The following is a 24,680-nucleotide window of genomic DNA, read 5'->3' as shown; positions in this document are numbered from 1 at the left end:
CATGAGCAACCTGCCGATCTTCGACATCGCCGGCTCCGCGCTGCAGGCGCAGTCGGTGCGCATGAGCACCATCGCCTCCAACCTCTCCAACGCCGACACCGTCGCCGGTTCCGCCGACGCCGTGTACAAGCCGCTGGAACCGATCTTCCAGGCCGTCACCAGCAAGAACGATCCGAACATCACGTCGGTGAAGGTGAAGGAGATCACCCAGAGCGAGGCCGCGCCGATCAAGCGCTACGAGCCCGGCCATCCGCTGGCCGATGCCGACGGCTACATCTACCAGCCTGATGTCGATCCGGTGGCGCAGATGGTCAACCTGATCTCGACCTCGCGCAATTACCAGGCCGGCGTGGAGATGTTGACCACGGCCAAGGAACTGGCGCTGGCCACCCTGACCATGGGCCGCTGAGGCCCGCAGTACCGGATACCGCCATGACCACCTCCGTCAACAACCAGACCAACCAGGACGTCTACGCCGCGCTCGGCCTGAACGCTCCGAACAGCAACGCCACGAAAAAGAAGAACACGCTGGACCAGGCCGATTTCCTGCGGCTGATGACCGAACAGCTGCAGCACCAGGATCCGCTGAAGCCGATGGACAACACGCAGATGGTCGCGCAGATGGCGCAGATGTCGACCGTGCAGGGCATCACCGATCTGAACAAGACGGTGAAGGGCTTCCAGGAGTCGATGACCAGCGACCAGGTGCTGCGTGGTGCGGCGCTGGTCGGCCACCAGGTGCTGGTGCCGTCGGAAAAGCTGGTGCTGGAGAAGGAAGGCAGTGTTGAAGGCACGGTCGCCGCACCCTCGGCCGGCATCATCACCGTGGACATCACCGATGCCAATGGCACCAACGTCACCTCGCTGAGCGTGGAGGCCAAGGCTGCCGGCGAAACCGCCTTCAAGTGGGACGGCAAGGACGCCAACGGCAAGCGCATGGAACCCGGCAAGTACAGCGTGGTGGCCAACCACGTCGACACCGCCGGCAAGAGCACCAAGCTGTCCACCTACGTGCAGGCCCCGGTGGAAAGCGTGACCGTCGGTTCCGACGGCCTGTACCTGAATCTCAAGGGCCTGGGCACGGCCCCGATCGACTACGTGCTCCGCGTCAGCTGAGCCGCACACCCCGCACTTACCAGGAGCATCCCATGGGCTTCAATGTCTCGCTGTCCGGCATCAATGCCGCCAACTCCGACCTGAGCGTCACTGCCAACAACGTCGCCAACGTCAACACCACCGGCTTCAAGGAGTCGCGCGCCGAATTCGCCGACCTGTTCTCGGCCACCGGCTACGGCCTGTCGAAGAACGCCGTGGGTTCGGGCGTGCGCGTCTCCAACGTTGCCCAGCAGTTCAAGCAGGGCCACAACGAACAGACCGGCCGCAGCCTGGACATGGCCATTTCCGGTGAGGGCTTCTTCACCATGAACATGAACGGCACCCGCGTGTATTCGCGTGCCGGCAACTTCCAGACCGATGCCTCCGGCTTCGTGGTCAATCCGCAGGGCGCGCGCCTGCAGGTGTTCGCACCGAATGCCGATGGCACCAACTTCGATTCCGGCCGCATCGTCGACCTGCAGCTGCTGACCACCGACAGCGCGCCGAAGCAGACCAGCGAAGTGAAGGTCGGCTTCACCCTGCCGGCCAACGCCAAGCCGCCGACCGTCACCACCTTCGACCCGACCGACTCCAACACCTACAACCACTCCAGTGGTGGCATCACCGTGTACGACTCGCTGGGCGTGAGCCACATCCAGGTCTCGTACTTCGTCAAGGGGGCCAACCCCAATGAGTGGACCGTGCGCAACTACGTGGACGGCCAGCCGGCCGGCACGCCGACCCCGGTCACCTTCGACAACAGCGGCAAGCTGACCGCACCGACGGACGGCAAGGTCAGCCTCGGCACCTTCACCCCCAACACCGGCGCCGGCCAGTTGAACATGACGCTGGATATCACCGGCTCGACCCAGTACGGCGAGAAGTTCGCCCTGCGCAACACCCAGCAGGACGGCTATGCCGCCGGCAAGCTCAACGAGATCACCGTGTCGGAGACCGGCGTGGTCTACGCCCGCTACTCCAACGGTGCCGACAAGCCGCTGGGCCAGGTCGCGCTGACCACCTTCAACAACCCGCAGGGGCTGGAGTCGAAGGGCAACAACCTGTGGGTGGATACCTTCAGCTCGGGCACGCCGCGTACCGGCATGCCGGACACCTCCAACCTCGGCAAGATCCAGGCCGGCTCGCTGGAAGCGTCCACCGTCGACCTCACCGAGCAGCTGGTCAACATGATCACCGCGCAGCGCAACTTCCAGGCCAACGCGCAGATGATCACCACCCAGGACCAGATCACCCAGACCGTCATCAACATCCGTTGATGAGCTGCTGACCCTGCTACGGAACTCCCCGCATGGATAAAGCCCTTTACGTGGCGATGACCGGTGCCCGCGCCTCCCTGCAGGCGCAGGGTACGCTCAGCCACAACCTCGCCAACTCGGACACCCCCGGCTTCAAGGAAGCGCTGGCCAACACCGAAGCCTTCCCGATCCGCGGCCCGGGCTTTGCCTCGCGGGTGGATGCGCTGCACGTCGACGCCGGCTTCAACCGCCGGCCCGGCGCGCAGCACATCACCGGCAAGCCGCTGGACCTTGCACTGCAGACCGGCACCTGGCTGGCCGTGCAGTCCAGCGATGGCAGCGAAGCCTATACGCGCGGCGCTGCACTGTCGGTCACCCCGAACGGCCAGCTGGTGACCTCCAGCGGCCGCCCGGTGCTGGATGACAACAACAATCCGATCGCCATTCCGCCCTACCAGGCGATGGAGATCGGCGCCGACGGCACGATCTCGATCATCCCGCAGGGCGAAGGCCCGCAGACCATGGCCCAGGTCGGCCGGATCAAGGTCGTGCAGGCCCCGGACGAGCGCCTCGAGCGCGGCCTCGATGGCCTGTTCCGCAACACCGATCCGCAGCAGCCGTTCGCACCCGCGCAGGGCACCGCCGTGCACAGCGGCCAGTTGGAAGGCAGCAACGTCGATGCCGCCGGTGCACTGGTGCAGATGATCCAGCTGCAGCGCCAGTACGAAATGCAGGTGCAGGTGATCAAGCACGGCGACGACAACGCGCGCAGCGCCAACAGCCTGCTGCGCCTGGGCAGCTGACGGAATTCCGGCGCCGCCCGAGCGCGGCGCTGGCACACCGCTTGCAGACCCGCTACCAAGGGCCGCATCGCGCGGCCGGTTCCACCAGACAGGACACCGAAGATGAACCAGGCATTGTGGATCGCGAAAACCGGACTGGATGCGCAGCAGATGCGCATGTCGGTGGTTTCCAACAACCTCGCCAACACCAACACCACCGGCTTCAAGCAGGACCGTGCCAGTTTCGAAGACCTGCTGTACCAGCAGGTGCGCCAGCCCGGCGGTTCCTCGTCGGCGCAGACGCAGCTGCCGACCGGCCTGCAGCTGGGTACCGGCGTGCGCGTGGTGGCCACCGCCAAGAACTTCGAACAGGGTGGCCAGCAGCAGACCGGCCGCGCCCTGGACGTGATGGTCAACGGCCGTGGTTTCTTCGAGGTGCAGATGCCCGACGGCAGCTCGGCCTACACCCGTGATGGCTCGTTCAAGATCAACCAGGACAGCGAGCTGGTCACCAACAGCGGCTATCCGGTGCAGCCGGGCATCCAGATTCCCGAAGGCGCGCAGTCGGTGACCATCGGTACCGACGGCACCATCAGCGTGAAGATGGCCGACGGCGCCGCCTCGGTGGAAGTGGGCGCGTTGACCCTGACCGACTTCGTCAATCCGGCCGGCCTGCAGGCCCGCGGCGAGAACCTGTTCCTGGAGACCACCGCCTCCGGCCCGGCACAGAACGGCAACCCCGGCCTCAACGGCCTGGGCACCGTGGTGCAGGGCGCGCTGGAAGGCAGCAACGTCAACGTGGTGGAAGAGCTGGTGTCGATGATCGAAACCCAGCGCGCCTACGAAATGAACGCCAAGGCGATCTCCACCACCGATTCGATGCTCGGCTATCTCAACAACAAGCTCTGACCGGCCCAACCGGGAAACCGCCATGTCGCCCATTTCCACCTTCGCCCGCACTGCCCTCGCCTGCGCCGTGGCCGCCCTGCTCGGTGGCTGCGTGATCGCCGGCGACGTGCGCCCCTACGCGGCGATGGCGCCGATCCAGCCGATCATGCCGCCGCAGGCCGCGCCGACCGCCGGTGCGATCTACGCTGCCGGCCCGACCCTGCAGCTGTATTCGGACCGTCGCGCACGCGACGTCGGCGACCTGTTGACCATCACCCTGCTGGAAAACACCACCGCGCAGACCAGTGCCAACACCGCCACCAACAAGGAGTCGAACCTCAACCTGGGGACGCCCTCGATCCTCGGTGCGCCGGTCACCCTGGGCGGCAAGGACATCCTCAGCGCGTCGGCCACCGGCAAGCGTGATTTCACCGGCAAGGGCAACAGCGCGCAGAGCAACCGGCTGCAGGGCAGCGTCACGGTCACCGTGGTGCAGCGCCTGCCCAACGGCAACCTGGTCGTGCAGGGGCAGAAGAACCTGCGGCTGAACCAGGGCGACGAACTGGTGCAGGTGCAGGGCATCGTGCGCCCCGGCGACATCAGCCAGGACAACACCATCCCCTCCAGCCGCGTGGCCGAAGCCCGCATTGTCTACGGCGGACGCGGCCCGGTCGCGCAGTCCAACGCGATGGGCTGGTTGAGCCGCTTCTTCAACTCCGGCCTGACGCCGTTCTGAGTATGGCCATGAAAGCTCTCTTCTCTTCTACGTGGCAGCGACGCATCGCGTCGCTCTACGGATCATTCTTCCTCCTGCTGGCAATGGCTGCGCCGGCCAGCGCCGAGCGCATCAAGGACCTGGCCCAGGTCGGTGGCGTGCGCGGCAATGCGCTGGTGGGCTACGGCCTGGTGGTGGGCCTGGATGGCAGCGGTGACCGCACCAGCCAGGCACCGTTCACCGTGCAGAGCCTGAAGAACCTGCTCGGCGAGCTGGGCGTCAATGTGCCGCCGAACGTCAACCCGCAGCTGAAGAACGTGGCGGCGGTGGCGATCCATGCCGAACTGCCGCCGTTCGCCAAGCCGGGCCAGCCGATCGACATCACCGTGTCCTCGATCGGCAATGCGGTGTCGCTGCGTGGCGGCTCGCTGCTGATGGCTCCGCTGCGCGGTGCCGATGGCCAGATCTACGCGATCGCCCAGGGCAACCTGATCGTCGGCGGCTTCGGTGCGCAGGGCAAGGACGGTTCCCGCGTCTCGGTGAACGTGCCCAGCGTCGGCCGCATTCCCAACGGCGCCACCGTTGAACGTGCCCTGCCCGATCCGCTCGCCAATGGCGGCGACATCACCCTGAACCTGCACAACAACGATTTCACCACCGTCTCGCGCATGGTCGCTGCACTCAACAACGCCTTCGGCGAGGGCGCGGCGCGTGCCGTCGATGGTGTAACCGTGGCGGTCACCGCACCCACCGATCCCGGCGCGCGCATCGGCCTGCTGGCACGCATCGAGAACCTGGAGCTGACCCCGGGCAGCGCGCCGGCCAAGGTGGTGGTCAATTCGCGCACCGGCACCGTGGTCATCGGCCAGCAGGTACGGGTCGGCCCGGCCGCGATCTCGCATGGTTCGCTGACCGTGACGATCCAGGAAAACACCAACGTCAGCCAGCCCAACGCCCTGTCCGGCGGCCGCACCGTGGCCAGCCCACAGTCGACCATCACCGCCACCAACGACGGCAGCCGCATGTTCAAGTTCAGCGGCGGCACCACCCTGGACGAAATCGTGCACGCGGTGAACGCCGTGGGCGCGGCGCCGGGCGATCTCATCGCGATCCTGGAAGCCCTGAAGCAGGCCGGCGCATTGAGTGCCGAACTCGAGGTGATCTGACATGCGCATCAACCCCGCATTCGATCTGCACCCGGCGCAACAGAACGATCCGGCCAAGATCGACAAGGTCGCGCGCCAGCTGGAAGGCCAGTTCGCGCAGATGCTGGTCAAGAGCATGCGTGACGCCAGCTTCGGCGACTCGCTGTTTCCCGGCGAGAACAAGATGTTCCGCGACATGTACGACCAGAAGATTGCCGAGGCGATGACACGCGGCAAGGGCCTGGGCCTGTCGGGCATGATCAGCCGCCAGCTGTCCGGCCAGGCCACCGATGGCCCGGCACTGGATACCCGCGTGGACCCGGCCAAGGCCAGCCGCGCGTACCAGCTGAACGCACCGGCCAGGCCGGCACCGTCGCTGCCATTGGAAGACGGCAGCCAGGCCGTGCGCCTGCTGCAGCAGATGGCGGCCGGCGCACAGTCGGGCGCACAGGCCGCGGTGGCACCGATGGAGCAGGCACTGGACCTGATTGCCGGCCGCGAGAGCAGCAGCATGCACCGCGCGCTCGGCACAGACGATCCCTACATCGGCAGCCTGCAGGGCGATGACTGGGCGGCTGGCAGCGACCAGTGGTCGGCCACTGCCAGCAATCGCGGTACCGCGATCAGCCCGGCCGATGCCCTGGCCACCCGCACTGCCGTGGCGCAACTGGGCGAGCACACCCCGGAGGGCTTCGTGGCCAGCATCTGGCAGCACGCGCAGAGCGCGGCCAAGGAGCTCGGCGTGGATGCCCGCGCCCTGGTCGCGCAGGCCGCGCTGGAAACCGGCTGGGGCAAGCGCCACATCAAGCATGCCGACGGCAGCACCTCGCACAACCTGTTCGGCATCAAGGCCAATGGCTGGAGCGGCCAGCGTGCCGTGGCCGGCACCCATGAGTATGTCGATGGCGTGCGCCGCAACGAGACCGCCAGCTTCCGTGCCTACAGTTCGCCGGCCGAAAGCTTCGCCGACTACGTGCGCCTGTTGAAGACCAGCCCGCGCTACCAGCAGGCGCTGCAGGCCGGCACCGACGTGCAGGGCTTCGCGCGCGGCCTGCAGCGTGCCGGTTATGCCACCGATCCACGCTACGCCGCCAAGATCGCCGCGATCGCCGGGGGGCCGACCATCGAGCGCGCCGTAAGCGCCGTGGCCGACGCCGGCACGCGCCTTGGCCAGACCTTCGCCAGCACCGCAACCGCGGCGCTGGGTATCACTCGTCGTTGAGGAACCCCATGTCCAGCGTACTTTCCACCGGTACCGGTGCCCTGCTCGCCTTCCAGCGTGCGTTGGCGACCACCAGCCACAACGTGGCCAACCTCAATACTCCCGGTTACAGCCGGCAGAAGGTCAACTTCGCCACCGCTGATCCGCAGAACTACGGCTATGGAACGGTCGGCAACGGCACCCGCATCACCGACATCCGCCGCACCGCCGACCAGCTGGCGATCTCGCGCCTGCTCGACAGCAGCGGCGAGCTGGCGCGCCTGAAGCAGCTTTCCGGCATGGCCGACCGGGTCAACTCGCTGTTCTCGGAAGGCGCGACCAACATTGCCGGCGTCTGGTCGAACTTCTTCGACTCGGTTAGCGGCCTGTCCTCCAACGCCTCCGGCACCGCCGACCGGCAGAACATGCTCGACGGCGGCAAGGCCCTGGCCAACCGCTTCGTGCAGCTCAACACGCACCTGAACAACCTCAACGGCGAGGTCAACAACGGCCTGCTGGCCGGTGCCACCGAGGTCAACCGCCTGGCGCAGGAGATCGCGCAGATCAACGGCGCCATCGGCACCAACATCGCCAATGCCGCGCCGGACCTGCTCGATCGCCGCGACCAGCTGATCACCCAGCTGATCGGCTATACCGGCGGCACGGCGGTGATCCAGGACGGCGGCATCATGAATGTCTACACCGCCGGCGGCAACGCATTGGTGGTGGGCACCACGGCGACCAAGGTCACCACGGTGGCCGACCCCTACCAGCCCGAGCGCCTGCAGCTGGCGCTGGAGACCCAGGGCAACACGATCCGGCTTGACGCAAAGGCCGTCGGTGGCCAGATCGGCGGCCTGCTGGAATTCCGCGACACGGTGCTGACCCCGGCCCAGGCCGAACTGGGCAAGCTGGCCGTCGGCCTGGCCGAGACCTTCAACCAGACCCATCACCAGGGTGTGGACATGTATGGCCAGCTGGGCGGTGATTTCTTCAACATCGGCAATCCGCGCGTCACCGCCAACAATGCCAACACCGGCACGGCCAGCCTCAGCGCCACCTATGGCGACCTGGGCAAGCTGGACGCACAGAACGTGGTGCTGCAGTTCGATGGCACCCAGTGGAAGGCCAGCCGCGCCGACACCGGCGCCAACGTGCCGCTGACCGGTACCGGCACCGCCGCCGATCCGCTGGTGATCAATGGCGTCAAGCTGGTGGTCGGCGGGACCCCGGCTGCCAATGATCGATTCCTGCTGCAGCCCACCGCAGGCGTGGCCGGCAGCATGGAAGTGGCGATTACCGATCCCTCGCGCATCGCCGCCGCTGCGGCGGTGAAGGGCGCTGCCGCCACGTCCAACACCGGCACCGGCAAGCTGAGCGGGGTCACCGTCAGCGATTCGACCAACGCCAACCTGCGCAATCCGGCTGCGATCGTGTTCACCTCGGCCACCACCTACACCATCGATGGTGGCCCGCCGCAGACCTACACCCCGGGCCAGACCATCAGCGCCAATGGCTGGAGCTTCGTGCTGGACGGTGCGCCGAAGGTCGGCGACACCTTCAACATCACCCCCACCCCGGCCGGCTCGTCGGACAACAGCAATGCCTCCCGGCTGGCCAAGGTGGAGAGCGCGAAGGCGTTCAACAGCGGCACGGTCACCCTCAACGGTGCGCTGGGCGGCCTGACCACCCAGGTCGGCGCTGCCGCACGTTCGGCCGAGTATTCGCTGGAAGCGCAGCTGGTGATCAACGACAAGGCGCAGGAAGCGCGCGACGAAGTGTCCGGCGTCAACCTGGACGAGGAAGCGGCCGACATGCTGCGCCTGCAACAGGCCTACCAGGCCGCCTCGCAGCTGATTTCCACCGCCGACAGCATGTTCCAGACCATCCTGGGAGCCGTCCGCCGATGAGCAGCCGCATCTCCACCAGCATGATGTTCAACCAGTCCGTGTCGCTGATGATGGCCAAGCAGGCCAAGCTCAGCCACCTGGAGCAGCAGATCGCCACCGGCAGCAAGATCGTCAGCGCCAAGGACGATCCGGTCGCCGCCGGTGCCGCAGTCGGTCTTGACCGCAGCCTGGCCGCGCTTGACCGCATGAAGCTCAATGCCGGCAACGTGCAGAACCGGCTGGGCGTGCAGGAAAACACCCTGGCCCAGGTCAACGACCTGATGGCGCGCGTCAATGATCTGACCATCCAGGCCAGCAACCCGGCGCTGAGTGCACCGGACAAGAAGACCCTGATCACCGAGCTGAACCAGATCCGCGATGGCCTGCTGTCACTGGCCAACGCCGACGATGGTACCGGCCGCTACGTGTTCGGCGGCACCAACGACGGCGACCCGCCGTTTGCCAAGATCAACGGCAAGGTGGTCTACCGGGGCGACCAGACCCAGCGCCAGATCGAAGTCGGCCCCGATACCTACGTGCGCGATGCGCTGCCCGGCAGCGAGATCTTCATGCGCATCCCCACCGGCGATGGCTTTGTCGATGGCGGCGCGGCGGCCGGCAACACCGGCAACGGCGTGCTGACCAACATCACGCGCGACGGCAGTGACAGCTGGAACGGACAGGCCTTCAGCATCCGCTTCACCGCTGCCGACCAGTACCAGGTGCTGGACGGCGCGGGCAACGTCACCGGTACCGGCACCTACAAGGCCGGTGACAACGTGGAAGTGAACGGGGTGCGCCTGCAGATCACCGGTGCACCCGCTGCGGGTGACAGCTTCAACGTCACGCCCGCGAGCAGCCGCGACATCTTCGACACCATGGACAAGCTGATCGCCGCGCTGGATGCCGACACCGGAACCACCGCGAAGATGTCCGCGCAGCAGAACGAGCTGCAGAGTGCCCTGCGCGACGTGGCACGCGCCTCCGAACGCATGATCGATTCACGTGCCGCAGGCGGCGCACAGCTGAAGGCATTGGATAACGCCGCGGACATGCGCGAGGCCAACGGCGTGACCCTGAAGACCACGCTGTCGCAGATGCGTGACCTGGACTATGCCGATGCATTGAGCCAGTACCAGCTGCAGAGCACCGCGCTGCAGGCGGCACAGACGATCTTCTCGCAGATGCAGTCGATGTCGTTGTTCAACAAGATCCGCTGACGCTTCCCTCGCGTCACCCCTGAAAGGCCGCGATGCCCTGCATCGCGGCCTTTTTCGTTTCCGTGCCCGGCGCCATGCCCGCTGCGGCGGAATACCCGTGATTGCCCATCAAGGCCGGCGCTGCCCCGCCGATACCTTCATCAGCGCTGGTCGGGCCTGCCCCGACCGCCCCTTTCCGGGATTGCCTTCACGCCCTTCCAGGGCTGAAAAGCCCGGTAAAAACAGCCTCCAGCAGCGAATTACGGCTCCAGCGGAATTCACGGCTAAAGGTTGTTGACAAAGCGCCGTTATTCATTTGGCAACAGCGAAGCACACAGCCACACAAAAAAACCGGCGGCGCTTCGTTTCATTCACCAACGGGTTCCATATAAGAGGAGACGACCCCATGGCACAGGTAATCAACACCAATACGATGTCGCTCAACGCTCAGCGCAACCTGAGCACCAGCGGCAGCTCGCTCGCTACCACCATCCAGCGCCTCTCGTCCGGCCTGCGCATCAACAGCGCGAAGGACGACGCGGCCGGCCTGGCCATCAGCGAGCGCTTCACCACCCAGATCCGTGGTCTGGACGTGGCCATCCGCAACGCCAACGACGGTATCTCGCTGGCCCAGGTCGCCGAGGGTTCGCTGAGCGAAGTCGGCAACAACCTGCAGCGCATCCGCGAACTGGCCGTCCAGTCCTCCAACGCCACCAACTCGGCCAGCGACCGCAAGGCGCTGCAGGCCGAAGTAACCCAGCTGGTCTCCGAAGTGGACCGCGTCGCCAAGCAGGCCGATTTCAACGGCACCAAGCTGCTGGACGGCTCTTTCACCAGCCAGCTGTTCCAGGTCGGTGCCAACGCCGGCCAGGCCATCGCCATCAACAGCGTGGTCAACGCCAAGGCCGATTCGCTGGGTGCCGCCTCCTTCGCCAACGGCTACACCGGCACCGCGCTGGCGACCGACAAGGCCACCGCCGACACCACCTACTCCGGCCTGCAGATCTCGGTCACCCCGCCGGGCGGCACCGCCACCACGATCACCGTCAACGACTTCACCGTGAAGGCGGGCGAGTCGATCACTTCGGCCACCTCCGCCGCGATCAACAACAAGCTGGGCGAAACCGGCGTCATGGCCTCGGTCAATGCCGGCGTGATCAGCCTGGCTTCGGTCAAGGACGGCCAGACCTTCACCCTGGGCGTCAGCGCCGCGACCCCGCCGACCGGCGCCACCGCCGCGACGATCGCCGGCCTCGGCCTGACCGAGACCAGCACCAATGGCGGCACGCTCACCGGCACCTCGGCCAGCTTCGTCAAGGACCTGAACGTCACCACGGCCGAAGGCGCGCAGAAGGCGCTGTCGATCGTCGACAAGGCCCTGGAATCGGTCAACAGCGTCCGCGCCGACCTCGGCGCGATCCAGAACCGCTTCACCTCGGTGGTGGCCAACCTGCAGACCTCCTCGGAGAACCTGTCGGCCTCGCGCAGCCGCATCCGCGATACCGACTTCGCCAAGGAAACCGCCGAGCTGACCCGCACCCAGATCCTGCAGCAGGCCGGTACGGCCATGCTGGCCCAGGCCAACCAGGTACCGCAGAACGTGCTCAGCCTGTTGCAGCGCTGACATGAGCCGCCCCCGGGGCACGTCGGGGGCGTCTAACCCAACTCACGTGCAACCGCTCAAGGACCTCTCCTCATGGCACAAGTCATCAACACCAATACGATGTCGTTGAATGCTCAGCGTAACCTGAGCACCAGCGGCAGCTCGCTGGCCACCACCATCCAGCGCCTGTCCTCCGGTTCGCGCATCAACAGCGCCAAGGACGACGCCGCCGGTCTGGCGATCTCCGAGCGCTTCGGCACTCAGATCCGCGGCACCGACGTCGCCATCCGCAATGCCAACGACGGCATCTCGCTGGCCCAGGTCGCCGAAGGTTCGCTGACCGAAATCGGCAACAACCTGCAGCGCGTCCGCGAGCTGTCGGTGCAGGCGTCCAACGCCACCAACTCGGCCAGCGACCGCAAGGCGCTGCAGGCTGAAGTGACCCAGCTGGTCTCGGAAATCGACCGCGTCGCCAAGCAGTCGGACTTCAACGGCACCAAGCTGCTGGACGGCACGTTCTCCAGCCAGCTGTTCCAGGTCGGCGCCAATGCCGGCCAGGCCATCGCCATCGACAAGACCATCGATGCCAAGGCCAACGCCCTGGGTGGTGCACAGTTCTCCAGCGGTACCGCAACCGCAATCGCCGGTACCGCTGACACTGACACCGCAGTGGGTGCGTTCACCATCACCGACAGCAAGGGCACCGTCTTCAACTTCGGCGCCATGACGGTCAAGAGCGTCGGTGACGCTGCCGCCAACACCGCTGCAAACGGCAAGGCCGTCGTTGCCGCCATCAATGCGAAGATCGGCGAAACCGGCGTGCTGGCCGAAACCGATGCCGCCGGCGCACTGACCCTGACCTCGGTCAAGGACAGCGTGAACAACGCGGGCGCTTTCACTGCCATCGGCAGCTCGCTGGCCGGCTTCGCCGCAGCAACCCCGGTCCCGGGCAAGCAGTTCGCCGACAAGATCGACGTGTCCACCGTGAAGGGTGCGCAGCAGGCGATGGAAGTGGTCGACAAGGCCCTGGGCGCGATCAACAGCACCCGTGCCGACCTCGGTGCGATCCAGAACCGCTTCACCTCGGTGGTGGCCAACCTGCAGACCTCGTCGGAAAACCTGTCGGCATCGCGCAGCCGCATCAAGGACACCGACTTCGCCAAGGAAACCGCCGAGCTGACCCGCACCCAGATCCTGCAGCAGGCCGGTACGGCCATGCTGGCCCAGGCCAACCAGGTGCCGCAGGGCGTGCTCAGCCTGCTGCGCTGATCCGCTCCCTGATCGACCGCCGGGCGGCATCTGAACCGCCGCCCGGCGCCTGAAACACGTTCCACCTTCGCCAAAGGAAAGCACCATGGCACAAGTCATCAACACCAACACCATGTCCCTGAATGCTCAGCGTAACCTGAGCACCAGCGGCAGCTCGCTGGCCACCACCATCCAGCGCCTGTCCTCCGGTTCGCGCATCAACAGCGCCAAGGACGACGCCGCCGGTCTGGCGATCTCCGAGCGCTTCGGCACTCAGATCCGCGGCACTGACGTCGCCATCCGCAATGCCAACGACGGCATCTCGCTGGCCCAGGTCGCCGAAGGTTCGCTGACCGAAATCGGCAACAACCTGCAGCGCGTCCGCGAGCTGTCGGTGCAGGCCTCCAACGCCACCAACTCGGCCAGCGACCGCAAGGCGCTGCAGGCTGAAGTGACCCAGCTGGTCTCGGAAATCGACCGCGTCGCCAAGCAGTCGGACTTCAACGGCACCAAGCTGCTGGACGGCACGTTCTCCAGCCAGCTGTTCCAGGTCGGCGCCAATGCCGGCCAGGCCATCGCCATCGACAAGACCATCGATGCGAAAGCGGGTTCGCTGGGCACCTCGACCTTCGCAAGCGGCGCAACTGACGTACTGGCCGCCAGTACCGACGGCTCGCGCATTACCGGCAAGGTAATGGGCGTGGACATCGGCACCGTCGAGATCAAGGCCGGCGCCTCCACTGCCGATGCGTCCAAGGCTGTCGCCACGGCGATCAATGCCAAGATCGGCGAAGCCGGCCTCTATGCCGAGGCGAATGCCGATGGCTCGATGAAACTGACCTCGGTGAAGGAAGGCAAGGCGGTCGTCGCTGCCGACATCGCGCTTGAGCGCAGCGACCTGAACGCCGGCACCGGCGTGTGGGGCACGAAGAATGCAGCCGCTGGTTACACCGCTGGCACCGCCACCGCTGCCAACGTGCAGAAGCTGGACGTGAGCACGGTGCTTGGTGCACAGCAGGCAATGGAAGTGGTCGACAAGGCCCTGGGCGCGATCAACAGCACCCGCGCCGACCTCGGTGCGATCCAGAACCGCTTCACCTCGGTCGTGGCCAACCTGCAGACCTCGTCGGAAAACCTGTCGGCGTCGCGCAGCCGCATCAAGGACACCGACTTCGCCAAGGAAACCGCCGAGCTGACCCGCACCCAGATCCTGCAGCAGGCCGGTACGGCCATGCTGGCCCAGGCCAACCAGGTGCCGCAGGGCGTGCTCAGCCTGCTGCGCTGATCCACGGCAAGAAGGCGCCGCTGCCGTCGGATTGAACCGACGGCAGCGGCAACCCGGAAGCCACGGTGCACGAAGGCGCGGGCCATGCCCGGCCCGGGAACCCTCCCGAACCGGCTTGGCATCGCCCGCTCCTGCGGACCTCTCTTTCAGCGCTGTACCTTTGACTGTACGTACCGGGCGGCTTCGTCTCCCCCCGATTGTCAGTAGCCTGATCCCTCCCCTGCATTGGGGGAGGGTTTTTTGCAGACTCCCGGCAGCCCGCGGTGAACCTCCCCGCACCCTGCCCCAACCCTCCTGCAACCTGCGTGCCAGAACCCGCGCCAGAGCATTGGCACGGCGCATGCATCAACGAAGTCCTCAAGACCCAGCGGCACAGGCCGCTATTTTCGTTGACGACGGGCCACCGCACGACGGCCAGGCCCGTATACCAGGAGAAACGACGTGGCAGACTTTGGATACGGTGGCATTGGCTCGGGACTGGATATCTCCAGCATCGTCAACCAGCTGGTCGCAGCCGACCGCAAGCCGGCCGACAATGCACTGAACCTGCAGCAGTCCAAAGCCAAGATGCAGCTGTCGTCGATCGGCACCGTCACCTCGGCCTTCGACAAGCTGAAGACTGCACTGACCGCGCTGAAGGCCACCACCGCCTTCGATACCCGCACGGTGACCGCCAGCGGCAAGGCGCAGCCCGCCAATACCGAGGATGTGCTGACCGCATCGGTGGCGCTGTACGACCTGGGCACGACCAAGGCGGCCGCGTCCAACGGCACGCACCAGGTGGAGGTGACATCCCTCGCCACGGCACACAAGCTGATTGCCGACACCTCGTTCCCGAAGACCGACACCTTCGGCGCCGGAACCTTGACGCTGACCGTCGGCGTGGGCGACAAGGCCAAGACCATGAACGTGGCGGTGGAGGACGGCGACACGCTGACCACCATCCGCAACAAGATCGATGCCGCCGGCCGCAAGGAAGGCGTGCAGGCCACACTGATCACCTCCGGCGACAACCAGTACCTGTCGATCGCCCAGGAGAAGACCGGTGCCGCCAATGCGATCAAGCTGGAGTACGGCGGCAGTGATCCCAAGCTGGGCGCACTGGTCGGCAGCCTGAAACAGAACACCGCTGCAGCGGACGCCGAACTGACCATCGATGGCGTCAAGGTGGTCAGCGCCAGCAATACGGTGGCAGATGCGGTGCCTGGCCTGACCCTGAACCTGAAGGTTCCCGGCAAGAGCACGGTCGTGATCAGTACCGACACGGCCGCCGCCACCAAGGTGATGCAGGAATTCGTGACCGCCTACAACGCGGCCATCGCAGCGATCAACACCGAAACCAAGTACGACGCCAAGACCAAGGAAGCGGCCACGCTGACCGGCGACGCGCAGATGCGTGGTGCTGCCAGCCAGCTGCGTTCCATGATGTCGGGCGTGCTGAAGGAGCTTTCCGCCGACGGCCTGGACCCGAAGGTACTAGGCCTGCAGACACGCGGTTATCCAAACGCCGACGGCAGCCTGGTGCTCGACACCACCAAGTTTGCCGCCGCACTGGCCAGCCAGCCTGAAAAGATCCGCTCGGCCATCACCGGCGACACCGGCGGTGCCGGCACGCTCTACACCATGGTCGACGGCTATGTCAGCACCACGGTCGGCAAGGAAGGCGCCTTCGTCGCCCGCACCAAAGGCCTCAACACCACGCTGGACAACATCGACAAGCGCCGCAAGGACCTGGACACGCGCATGAAGGGCGTGGAAGAGCGCTACAAGAAGCAGTTCATCGCGCTGGACAGCCTGATGGGCAAGCTGCAGCAGAGCAATACGTCGCTGCAGCAGCAGCTGGCACAGCTGAACCGCTGAAGGTCTACGCGCAACGCTCAAGTTTGGCGTGCAACGCACCGATAACGGACGCAACAGCAATCATCGCCGCGCCGCCGGCAACGATCCCCTCGATCGCCCGGCGGCACCCCGCGCAAGGAGAATCACGAATGTACGGTTCCAGCCGTCAATATGCCGAACAGTATCGCCAGGTGGGAGTGACCAGTGCGGTCGCCGACGCCGATCCGCACAAGCTGGTGGCGATGCTGCTGGCTGGCGCGCTGGAGCGCGTGCGCCGTGCCCTGGCCAGCCTCGAGCGTGGCGACCAGGCCGGCAAGGGCAAGGCGATCGGCGAAGTCTGCGCGATCGTCGGCCACCTCAACGGCTCGCTGGACCATGAGGCCGGTGGCGAGATCGCCGGCAACCTGTCGGCACTCTACGACTATGTGCTGCAGCGCCTGACCGAGGCCAACCTGCACAATGATCGTGCAGCGCTGGACGAAGCCCTGCAGCTGCTGGGCGAAATCGACAGCGCCTGGAACGCGATCCCGCACGAACAACGCCGCCCGGCCGCGGTGGCGCCATGAGCCTGCACGAACTGCACGCGCAGCTGGACGCGTTCGAGAAGGCACTAGGCGAAGAAGCCCTCGACCAGGCCGACAGCCTGCTCGACGGCCACGACAGCGCCCTGCATGCCCTGCTCAGCCAGCCGCTCACTGCGGCCGACCACGCGCCACTGAGCGCACTGTTCGAACGCCAGCAGAACCTGCTTGGCCTGCTGCGCCAGCGCCGCGACGCAGTCGCTGCCCTGATGAACGATGGACAGCGTTCTCTTCGCGCGGCGCATGCCTACCTGCAGGCAGAATCGCTGGCATGACCCAACTGCCGACAACGTCGCTGCACCACCCCGCCGAAAGCGAGCTGTTCGACGAAACGCTCAGCTGCGAACTGGCCCTGCCCGCCGAGTTCCAGCCCGGCAGTGCCGCCGGCCGCACCAGCAGCGCCGAAGGCCTGCTGCGCAGCCTGGCGCTGGTGGAAGACAGCCGCGTTGACGAGCATGACGACCGCAACGAGGCCAGCCTGCAGCTGCAGCGGCTCGAAGCCAAGCTGGACCTGGCGATGGTGCTGCTCGGCCGGCTGGTTCGCCAGCAGGGCCAGGAACTGACCCTGCGCCCGGTGCGCTGGTCACGCCGTGGCATCCGCCTGCAACTGGGCCCGCGCAGCGGCGCCATGCCTGGCCAGGCCGGGCTGGTGCGGCTGCAACCCAGCGACTGGCTGCCCGACCACATCGACCTGCCGGTGGAAGTGATCGCCGAAGCCGCCGACGGCGGTGGTGGCCATTACCTCTGGCTGCGCTTCCAGCGCCTCGGCGACGGCCTGGAAATGGCCATGGAGCGGCACCTGTTCCGCCTGCACCGCCGCCAGGTGGCCGAGGCTCGCCGGGCCCGCTGAAACCCACCATTGCGATGCAGGACAGGCAACGCTTGGCGCGCCCGTTCAGCTAAGTTAAGGTGGACTCCCCTACACGGACCAGTTGCGTGCCTGTGCGAGTTCTCATCGTCGACGATCACACCCTGGTCCGCGCCGGCCTGGCGCGGCTGCTGCAGGGGTTTGCCGACGTGCAGCTGGTTGCCGAGGCCAGCAATGCCGAACAGGCGTTGCAGCTGGCCCTGCAGCATGCGCCGGATGTGGTGCTGATGGATCTGTCGTTGCCCGGCCGCACCGGCCTGGAAGCGCTCAGTGACATCCGCCTGCGCGCGCCCGGTACCCGGGTGGTGATGATGACCATGCACGACGATGCCGCGCATGTGCGCGATGCACTCGATCGCGGCGCGGTGGGCTTCGTGGTCAAAGATGCCGCGCCGCAGGAGCTGGAACTGGCCCTGCGCGCCGCGCACGCCGGCCAGGTGTTCCTCAGCCCGCAGATCTCGGCCAAGATGCTGGCGCCCATGCTGGGCCGCGAGAAGCCCACCGGCATCGCCGCGCTGTCGCCGCGCCAGCGCGAGATCCTGCGCCGCATCGGCAAGGGCGAGAGCAACAAGGAAATCGCCGCTGACCTCGGCATCAGCGTCAAGACGGTGGAGACCCACCGCGCACGCATGATGGAGTCGCTGGGCTGCCGCCGCGCCAATGATCTGTTGTTGCTGGCCGCCCGCCACCAGCACGAGCTGGAGTGAATCGGCCTCACCGTGATCGTCGGACAATGCCGGGGTGGAGTCGATTGTCGGTAGAGTCGACTGTTAGTCGATTTGCGCGCGGAGCGCGGGACTTTTCCAGAGCCTGATCTGAGAGCAGTCGACTAACAGTCGACTCTACCAACCCGCGACATCCCCGCATCGGCGACGAAATCCCGTCACCCTGACAGGCCCTGACAGGAATCCGTACATGGCGCCCCGCGAACACGGCCGGTTCGGCACCACGAATCAATGACTTGGCGGCGGCCTTCGTCAACATCCCGCGTCAATGTAGGGGAAATCCTTACATCCTGTCGGGAGATCCACGAAAGCCCTCAGGAACCCCCCGATTCCGCACCCGTCGGATCAAAAGCAAGATGCGTTCCACAAGGCGCCGGGGAGCGGTGCCGGGGAACCACGATGAAGGCTGCACTCTCGACCCAGCTGGGCCAACAACTTCACCTCACCCCGCAGCTGCTGCAGTCGATCCGGCTGCTGCAGCTTGATGGCCTGCACCTGGAACAGGAAATCCAGCGCCTGCTGGACTCCAACCCGCTGCTGGAGATCGAAGAGGCCGAAGCCCCCGCCGCCGAGGCCACCGAGGCCAGCACCACCACGCTGGAGACGGCCGCGTTCGACGAGCTGCCGGAATCCTCGATGTGGGACGTAGCCGGCACCAGCTGGCAGGACGGCGACGACGACCGCATGGCGCGCATCGCCGCCGGTGAATCGACCGATCCGCAGCTGCGCGTGCTGCAGCGCCTGTCGCTGGACATGGACGACCGCGGGCTGGCCGTCGCTGCCTTCTGGCTGGACCACTGCGATGACGCCGGCTACCTGCAGGCACCGCTGGGCCAGCTGCAGCTGCTGGCCAGCGCCCAGTTCGACATCGACGCCGATGGCGTGGAAGCGATCCGCCAGCAGCTGCTGCACGGCGAACCGGCCGGCATGGCCGCGCAGGACCTGCGCGAAGGCCTGCAGGCGCAGCTGCGCAGCCTGCACGGCGTGGTGGCTGCCCGTCACCTGGCCGCACGCATCCTGGACGGCGCGCTCGATGCGCTGGCCGCGCACGACTACCCCGCCCTCGCCCGCCAGCACGACGCCGAGATCGACGACGTGCGCGAAGCCGTCCGCCTGATCCTCTCGTTGCAGCCGCGCCCGGGCGACAGCCTGCTGCCCGAGCGCAACGCCGTGGTGGTGCCGGACGTGGTCGCCTGGCACGCCGACGCGCAGTGGAAGGTGGCGCTGAACCCGGCCACCAGCCGCCGCGTCTCGATCAACAGCCAGTACGAACAGGCGCTGGCCGACAGCAACGACGCCGCCCCGGCCCTGCGCGAGATGCTGCAGGAAGCGCGCTGGTTCAGCCGTGGCCTGTCGATGCGCTACGACACCCTGCTGCGGACCGCGCGGGTGATCGTCGAGCGCCAGGCCGCTTTCCTGGTGCGTGGCGAGGAGGCCATGGCGCCGCTGACCCTGAAGGAAGTGGCCGAGGAAATCGGCATGCACGAGTCCACCGTCTCGCGCATCACCACCGGCAAATTCCTGCAGACCCCGCGCGGCACCTTCGAACTGAAGCACTTCTTCGCCGTGCGCCTGGAAGGCGCCAGCGTCTCCGGCCAGGCGGTCAAGGCCATGGTCCGCCGCCTGATCGACGCCGAACCGGCCGGCCGGCCGCTGGCCGATGAAGCGATCGCCGGGCTGTTGTCGCGCCAGGGGGTGAACATTGCCCGCCGAACCGTCGCAAAATACCGGGAACAACTGGACATCGCCCCGGCCCGTGAACGGCGCCGGCTCGGCGCCAGGCAACCGCAGCTGGCCCGGGTGGGCTGAAAAGGATGTTGGACATGAACAAGCTTACGGTCCTGCTGGTCGATGACCACGAGGGCTTCATCAACGCGGCGATGCGCCATTTCCGCAAGATCGACTGGCTGCAGATCGTCGGCAGCGCCGGCAACGGCCTGGAAGCGATCGAGCGCTCGGAAACGCTGCGCCCGCAGGTGGTACTGATGGACCTGGCCATGCCGGAAATGGGCGGCCTGCAGGCCACCCGCCTGATCAAGTCGCAGGACGACGCACCGTACATCGTGATCGCCAGCCACTTCGACGACGCCGAGCACCGCGAACACGCGCTGCGCGCCGGCGCCGACAATTTCGTCAGCAAGCTGTCCTACATCCAGGAAGTCATGCCGATCCTGGAAGGCCTCAGGGAGGATCGATCGTGAGCGAATCGCGCATCCTTGTACTGGACAACGACGCCGTGCGTGCCGAGCGCACCGTTGCCCTGCTGGAATTCATGGACTTCAACCCGCGCTGGGTCTCCGACGCGGCCGATTTCGACCTGGGCCGCCAGCGCCAGAACGACTGGATGGCGGTGATCGTCGGCAGCCTGGATGACAGTGCCGCCAGCACTGCGCTGTACCACTGGCTCGGCGGCAGCAGCCTGCCGCCGCCGGTGCTGCTGGCCGACGGCGATGCCGCTGCCTTCGCGCAGCAGCATGGCCTGCACGAGGCCAACATCTGGCCGCTGGAGACCCCGCTGCGCCACGCGCAGATGGAAGCCCTGCTGCGTCGCGCCAGCCTCAAGCGCCTGGATGCCGAGCACCAGGCCGGTGCCGTGCAGGAGCAGGGACCGACCGGCAACGGCCCGGCCGTCACCGAACTGCGCACCATGATCGAGCAGGTCGCCGCGTTCGATACCACCGTGCTGGTGCTGGGCGAATCGGGTACCGGCAAGGAAGTGGTGTCGCGCGCCATCCACCAGCGCTCGCCGCGCCGTGACGGCCCGTTCGTGGCGATCAACTGCGGCGCCATTCCGGCCGACCTGCTGGAAAGCGAACTGTTCGGTCACGAAAAGGGCGCCTTCACCGGTGCGCTCACCGCGCGCAAGGGCCGTTTCGAAATGGCCGAGGGCGGCACCCTGCTGCTCGATGAAATCGGCGACATGAGCCTACCGATGCAGGTCAAGCTGCTGCGCGTGCTGCAGGAGCGCAGCTTCGAACGCGTGGGTGGCAACCAGACCATCCGCTGCAACGTGCGCGTCGTCGCCGCGACCCACCGCGACCTGGAAACGCGCATTGCCGAAGGCAAGTTCCGCGAGGATCTGTTCTACCGCCTCAACGTGTTCCCGATCGACGTGCCGGCCCTGCGCGAACGCCGCGAGGACCTGCCGGCGCTGGTGGAAACCATCGCCGCGCAGCTGGCGCGTACCGGCCGTGGCGAAGTGCGCTTCACCGCAGAAGCCCTGCAGGCCCTGGCCGGCTACGAATGGCCGGGCAACGTGCGCGAACTGACCAACCTGGTCGAGCGCCTGGCGGTGCTGCACCCGGGTGGCTCGGTGCGCGTGCAGGACCTGCCGGCCCGCTACCGGGGCGACGCCGCGCTGGCAGCAGTGGCCGCGCCGGCACCGGTGCAGTCCGTCGCCAGCGAAGAACGCCTGGACCTGCGCAGCTTCTCGTTCCATACCCCGGGCAGCGGCAACCAGCCGGCGCTGGAGCATGGCATCGCCGTCAATCGTGTAGCAGCACCGGCCGCCCTGCCCGACGAAGGCATGGACCTGCGCAACCACATGGCCAACATCGAACTGGGCCTGATCAACGAAGCACTGGAACGCACCCAGGGCGTGGTCGCCCACGCCGCCCAGTTGCTTGGCCTGCGCCGCACCACCCTGGTGGAAAAGCTGCGCAAGTACGGCATCGAACGCGAGCAGGCCGAACTGGCCGGCTGAACTTCGCGACCAGCATGAAGGTGGCACGAACGCCTGGGCTTGCCCGGGCGTTGGTGTTTGTGGGCCTCCGAACCCCGGCAGCGCCAGAATTCCGGCCACTGGACCCTGCAGCCCCAGGCCAGAAAACCGACGCCGGTTAAATGGCGCCTCCATTGGGGTCGGAGCCCGTTGCGTTGCAACGGGATCTGACCCCATCCGATCAGTGCCGGCCAACGGTCGGCACCCACCATCAGATCGCAGAGAACTGTCAAAGGCGGGTTGGGTCCGGTTGCGGGGGCGTGAGCGCCATGGATGGCGCGACCGAGCCTCCATGGGTGAGGGCGCTTTGCTTGCGAAGCACTGCTTCGCAAGCGCCCGAACGCACAGCCGCCAGCGGCTGGGCCGGACCCCGGAGGGGGATTTACGGCGTCCCCCGCAACCGGACCCACCCCGCCACCCCTCAGCACACCCGCTTTTGACGTTGAGGTTGCCGGCCAGCGGCCGGCACTACCGCGGGTGCAGGGCGCAGCCCTGCCAGCACACCCTCACCCACACCCTCACGACACTGAATCGAAAACCGGTTTCGGCACGGCACTTGCACAAGCTCCAGCAGACAACCCCATCCCTGTTTCTGGAACCGTTGCAGATGTCCCACTCCGTCACTTCGATCCTCTCCCAGATCCGCTCCTACCAGACCCAGGTGGGACAGTCCGCGGCGCTCAACCCGCTGGCCGAAGCGCCGCGTAGCAATGCCCTGCCGGGCACGGTGCTGGATGCGCCGCAGGTCCAGCCCGCCAGCTTCACCGAAACCCTGCGCGGAGCGATTGCCGGCGTCAACGATGCGCAACAGAAGTCCGGCGCCCTGGCCAAGGCCTTCGAAATGGGTGACCCCAGTGCCGACCTGGCCAAGGTGATGGTCGCCTCGCAGCAGTCCCAGATCGCCTTCCGCGCCACCGTGGAAGTCCGCAACCGTCTCGTCCAGGCTTACCAGGACGTGATGAACATGCCGCTGTAAGGAACGTTGACGCATGGCACTGACGCTCTCCAAGGACAGCCTGAACGCCGAGAAGGCCGGGCAATGGTTCGACCGCCTGCAGAGTCTGCAGATCACCCGTCGGCTGGGCCTGATGGCGATGATCGCGGTGGCGGTGGCGGCAGGCCTGTCCGTGTTCTTCTGGTCGCAGAAGCCGGGCATGGTCCCGCTGTATACCGGCCTGGACCAGAAGGCGACCGCTGAAGCGACCGACCTGCTGCGCGCCGCGCAGATTCCGTTCGCGCTCGACCCGGCCACCGGTGGCATCACCGTGCCGGAAAAGAACCTGCACGACGCCCGCCTGAAGCTGGCCGGATCGGGCCTGACCGACAGCGGCAAGCTCGGCTTCGAGCTGATGGAACGCGACCCCGGCTTCGGCGTCAGCCAGTTCGTGGAAAGCGCGCGCTACCAGCACGCGCTGGAAACCGAACTGTCGCGCACCATCAACACGCTGCGGCCGGTGCGCGATTCACGCGTGCACCTGGCCATTCCCAAGCCCAGCGCCTTTACCCGCCAGCGTGACGTGGCCAGCGCCTCGGTGACGCTGGAACTGCGCGGCGGCCAGCAGCTGGAACGCAGCCAGGTCGACGCCATCGTGCACATGGTCGCGGCCAGCATTCCGGACCTCGCGCCGGAACGGGTGACCGTGGTCGACCAGAGCGGGCGCATGCTCAGCGTCAGCGATCCGAACAGCGAGGCTGCGGTCAACGCCGCCCAGTTCGAGCAGGTGCGCCGCCAGGAAACCTCGTTCAACCAGCGCATCCGCGAACTGCTGGAGCCGATGACCGGCCCGGGCCGGGTCAATCCGGAAGTGAGCGTGGACATGGATTTCTCGGTGACCGAGGAAGCCCGTGAGCTTTACAACGGTGAGCCGCAGAAGCTGCGCAGCGAGCAGATGAGCGAGAACAGCACCACCACGCCGGGCCCGCAGGGCGTGCCGGGTGCGACCAGCAACAGCCCGCCGGGCCAGCAGGCCGCACCGGCCACCGCGCAGGCGCCGACCGAAAGCAGCAAGAACGCGACCCGCAACTACGAGCTGGACCGCACCCTGCAGCACACCCGCCAGCCGGCCGGCCGCATCAAGCGCGTCTCGGTGGCGGTGCTGGTGGACAACGTGCCGCGCGCCGGTGCCAACGGCAAGGTTGCGCCGCAGCCGCTGTCGGCCGCCGAACTGACCCGCGTCGAAGCGCTGGTCAAGCAGGCGGTCGGTTTCAACGCCGAGCGCGGCGACACCGTGTCGGTGATGAACGCCCCGTTCGTGCGTGACACCACGCCGGTCGAAGGCCCGGCCTGGTGGGAGCTGCCGTGGGTGCACGATGCCGGCCGCATGCTGCTGGGTGCGGTGGTGGTGCTGGCCCTGCTGTTCGGCGTGCTGCGCCCGGCGCTGCGCGCGATCACCGGCCAGAAGAAGAACGACGAGCAGGCACTGGAGCCGCATACCGCGGACGTGCAGCTGGTGGATGACGATGGCATGCCGCTGCCGGCGCTGGGCGCCGACCGCGCCAGCCTGGGCGGGCCGGATGCACTGGCCCTGCCGGTGGATTCATATGAGGAACGACTGCGGATGGCGCGTGAAGCCGTGAAGACCGACTCCAAGCGCGTGGCCCAGGTGGTCAAGGGCTGGGTGGCCAATGACTGAGGCACAA

General features: G+C 66.8%; 23 protein-coding genes. All 23 read left to right on the top strand.

Translation table 11 applies throughout. The features are described from left to right. Nucleotide 1: 1 nt before the first annotated feature. The 23 genes from flgC to fliF all read left to right on the top strand — a co-directional run bounded on the left by flgC (nt 2) and on the right by fliF (nt 24,673). Entirely contained in the window at nt 2-409 is a 408-nt protein-coding gene (flgC, locus tag K5L94_RS11170) for a flagellar basal body rod protein FlgC (RefSeq protein ID WP_005416461.1), read from the top strand. 23 nt (nt 410-432) lie between these two features. Further along, a complete protein-coding gene (locus tag K5L94_RS11165) occupies nt 433-1,116 on the top strand; it encodes a flagellar hook assembly protein FlgD (protein ID WP_274512600.1) in 684 nt (227 codons plus the stop codon). A 32-nt stretch (nt 1,117-1,148) separates the two neighbouring features. Next, nucleotides 1,149-2,372, top strand: coding sequence for a flagellar hook protein FlgE (gene flgE, locus K5L94_RS11160; protein ID WP_053449682.1), 1,224 nt, complete (start codon nt 1,149-1,151; stop codon nt 2,370-2,372). Between the two features lie 32 nt (nt 2,373-2,404). Beyond that, on the top strand, nt 2,405-3,154 hold the full coding sequence (locus K5L94_RS11155; protein WP_006443951.1) for a flagellar basal body rod protein FlgF: 750 nt from the start codon (nt 2,405-2,407) through the stop codon (nt 3,152-3,154). 102 nt (nt 3,155-3,256) lie between these two features. Continuing rightward, nucleotides 3,257-4,042, top strand: coding sequence for a flagellar basal-body rod protein FlgG (gene flgG / locus K5L94_RS11150; protein ID WP_005409571.1), 786 nt, complete (start codon nt 3,257-3,259; stop codon nt 4,040-4,042). A 22-nt stretch (nt 4,043-4,064) separates the two neighbouring features. Next, nucleotides 4,065-4,757, top strand: coding sequence for a flagellar basal body L-ring protein FlgH (flgH, locus tag K5L94_RS11145; RefSeq protein WP_008266280.1), 693 nt, complete (start codon nt 4,065-4,067; stop codon nt 4,755-4,757). A gap of 2 nt (nt 4,758-4,759) precedes the next feature. Next, nucleotides 4,760-5,902 (top strand): flagellar basal body P-ring protein FlgI, encoded by a 1,143-nt coding sequence (locus K5L94_RS11140; RefSeq protein WP_006443848.1) that lies wholly within the window; start codon nt 4,760-4,762, stop codon nt 5,900-5,902. Nucleotide 5,903: 1 nt separating this feature from the next. Continuing rightward, nucleotides 5,904-7,103 carry a flagellar assembly peptidoglycan hydrolase FlgJ gene (gene flgJ / locus K5L94_RS11135; protein WP_053449681.1) on the top strand — a complete coding sequence of 400 codons (1,200 nt, stop codon included), beginning with the start codon at nt 5,904-5,906 and terminating at the stop codon, nt 7,101-7,103. Nucleotides 7,104-7,111: 8 nt separating this feature from the next. Then, complete coding sequence (flgK, locus tag K5L94_RS11130) at nt 7,112-8,992, top strand: flagellar hook-associated protein FlgK (RefSeq protein WP_053449680.1); 1,881 nt, start codon at nt 7,112-7,114, stop codon at nt 8,990-8,992. Beyond that, nucleotides 8,989-10,191 carry a flagellar hook-associated protein FlgL gene (flgL, locus tag K5L94_RS11125; RefSeq protein WP_008266080.1) on the top strand — a complete coding sequence of 401 codons (1,203 nt, stop codon included), beginning with the start codon at nt 8,989-8,991 and terminating at the stop codon, nt 10,189-10,191. The genes flgK and flgL overlap by 4 nt, the downstream gene beginning before the upstream one ends. Nucleotides 10,192-10,576: 385 nt before the next feature. Continuing rightward, a complete protein-coding gene (locus tag K5L94_RS11120) occupies nt 10,577-11,794 on the top strand; it encodes a flagellin (protein ID WP_053449679.1) in 1,218 nt (405 codons plus the stop codon). A gap of 72 nt (nt 11,795-11,866) precedes the next feature. Further along, a complete protein-coding gene (locus tag K5L94_RS11115; RefSeq protein WP_053449678.1) occupies nt 11,867-13,042 on the top strand; it encodes a flagellin in 1,176 nt (391 codons plus the stop codon). Between the two features lie 85 nt (nt 13,043-13,127). Next, nucleotides 13,128-14,306 carry a flagellin gene (locus K5L94_RS11110; protein ID WP_274512599.1) on the top strand — a complete coding sequence of 393 codons (1,179 nt, stop codon included), beginning with the start codon at nt 13,128-13,130 and terminating at the stop codon, nt 14,304-14,306. Nucleotides 14,307-14,747: 441 nt separating this feature from the next. Then, nucleotides 14,748-16,166, top strand: a complete 1,419-nt coding sequence (fliD, locus tag K5L94_RS11105) for a flagellar filament capping protein FliD (RefSeq protein WP_006443677.1) — start codon at nt 14,748-14,750, stop codon at nt 16,164-16,166. Nucleotides 16,167-16,294: 128 nt separating this feature from the next. Then, nucleotides 16,295-16,711, top strand: a complete 417-nt coding sequence (fliS, locus tag K5L94_RS11100; protein ID WP_053449676.1) for a flagellar export chaperone FliS — start codon at nt 16,295-16,297, stop codon at nt 16,709-16,711. Then, the gene (locus tag K5L94_RS11095; protein ID WP_006443673.1) at nt 16,708-17,001 is read left to right on the top strand and encodes a hypothetical protein; all 294 of its coding nucleotides are present in this window, start codon (nt 16,708-16,710) and stop codon (nt 16,999-17,001) included. The genes fliS and K5L94_RS11095 overlap by 4 nt, the downstream gene beginning before the upstream one ends. Further along, on the top strand, nt 16,998-17,576 hold the full coding sequence (locus K5L94_RS11090; protein ID WP_053449675.1) for a PilZ domain-containing protein: 579 nt from the start codon (nt 16,998-17,000) through the stop codon (nt 17,574-17,576). Before K5L94_RS11095 ends, K5L94_RS11090 begins: the two co-directional genes overlap by 4 nt. Nucleotides 17,577-17,668: 92 nt before the next feature. Next, on the top strand, nt 17,669-18,301 hold the full coding sequence (locus K5L94_RS11085) for a response regulator (RefSeq protein ID WP_005413261.1): 633 nt from the start codon (nt 17,669-17,671) through the stop codon (nt 18,299-18,301). 417 nt (nt 18,302-18,718) lie between these two features. Further along, the gene (gene rpoN / locus K5L94_RS11080; RefSeq protein ID WP_133934595.1) at nt 18,719-20,128 is read left to right on the top strand and encodes an RNA polymerase factor sigma-54; all 1,410 of its coding nucleotides are present in this window, start codon (nt 18,719-18,721) and stop codon (nt 20,126-20,128) included. A 14-nt stretch (nt 20,129-20,142) separates the two neighbouring features. Next, nucleotides 20,143-20,520 (top strand): response regulator, encoded by a 378-nt coding sequence (locus tag K5L94_RS11075; RefSeq protein ID WP_010485922.1) that lies wholly within the window; start codon nt 20,143-20,145, stop codon nt 20,518-20,520. Then, a complete protein-coding gene (locus K5L94_RS11070) occupies nt 20,517-22,022 on the top strand; it encodes a sigma-54 dependent transcriptional regulator (RefSeq protein WP_053449673.1) in 1,506 nt (501 codons plus the stop codon). Before K5L94_RS11075 ends, K5L94_RS11070 begins: the two co-directional genes overlap by 4 nt. Nucleotides 22,023-22,647: 625 nt before the next feature. Continuing rightward, complete coding sequence (gene fliE, locus K5L94_RS11065; RefSeq protein WP_006443488.1) at nt 22,648-23,016, top strand: flagellar hook-basal body complex protein FliE; 369 nt, start codon at nt 22,648-22,650, stop codon at nt 23,014-23,016. 13 nt (nt 23,017-23,029) lie between these two features. Beyond that, nucleotides 23,030-24,673: a flagellar basal-body MS-ring/collar protein FliF gene (gene fliF, locus K5L94_RS11060; protein ID WP_008266228.1), complete on the top strand. Its 1,644-nt coding sequence runs from the start codon at nt 23,030-23,032 to the stop codon at nt 24,671-24,673. Nucleotides 24,674-24,680 lie beyond the last annotated feature (7 nt).

Origin of the sequence: Stenotrophomonas forensis (genome assembly GCF_028752115.1) — a bacterium.
Taxonomy (GTDB): Bacteria; Pseudomonadota; Gammaproteobacteria; order Xanthomonadales; family Xanthomonadaceae; genus Stenotrophomonas; species Stenotrophomonas forensis.
Note: the sequence above shows the minus strand (reverse complement) of the source record. Positions and strands in the feature narration are given on the sequence as shown.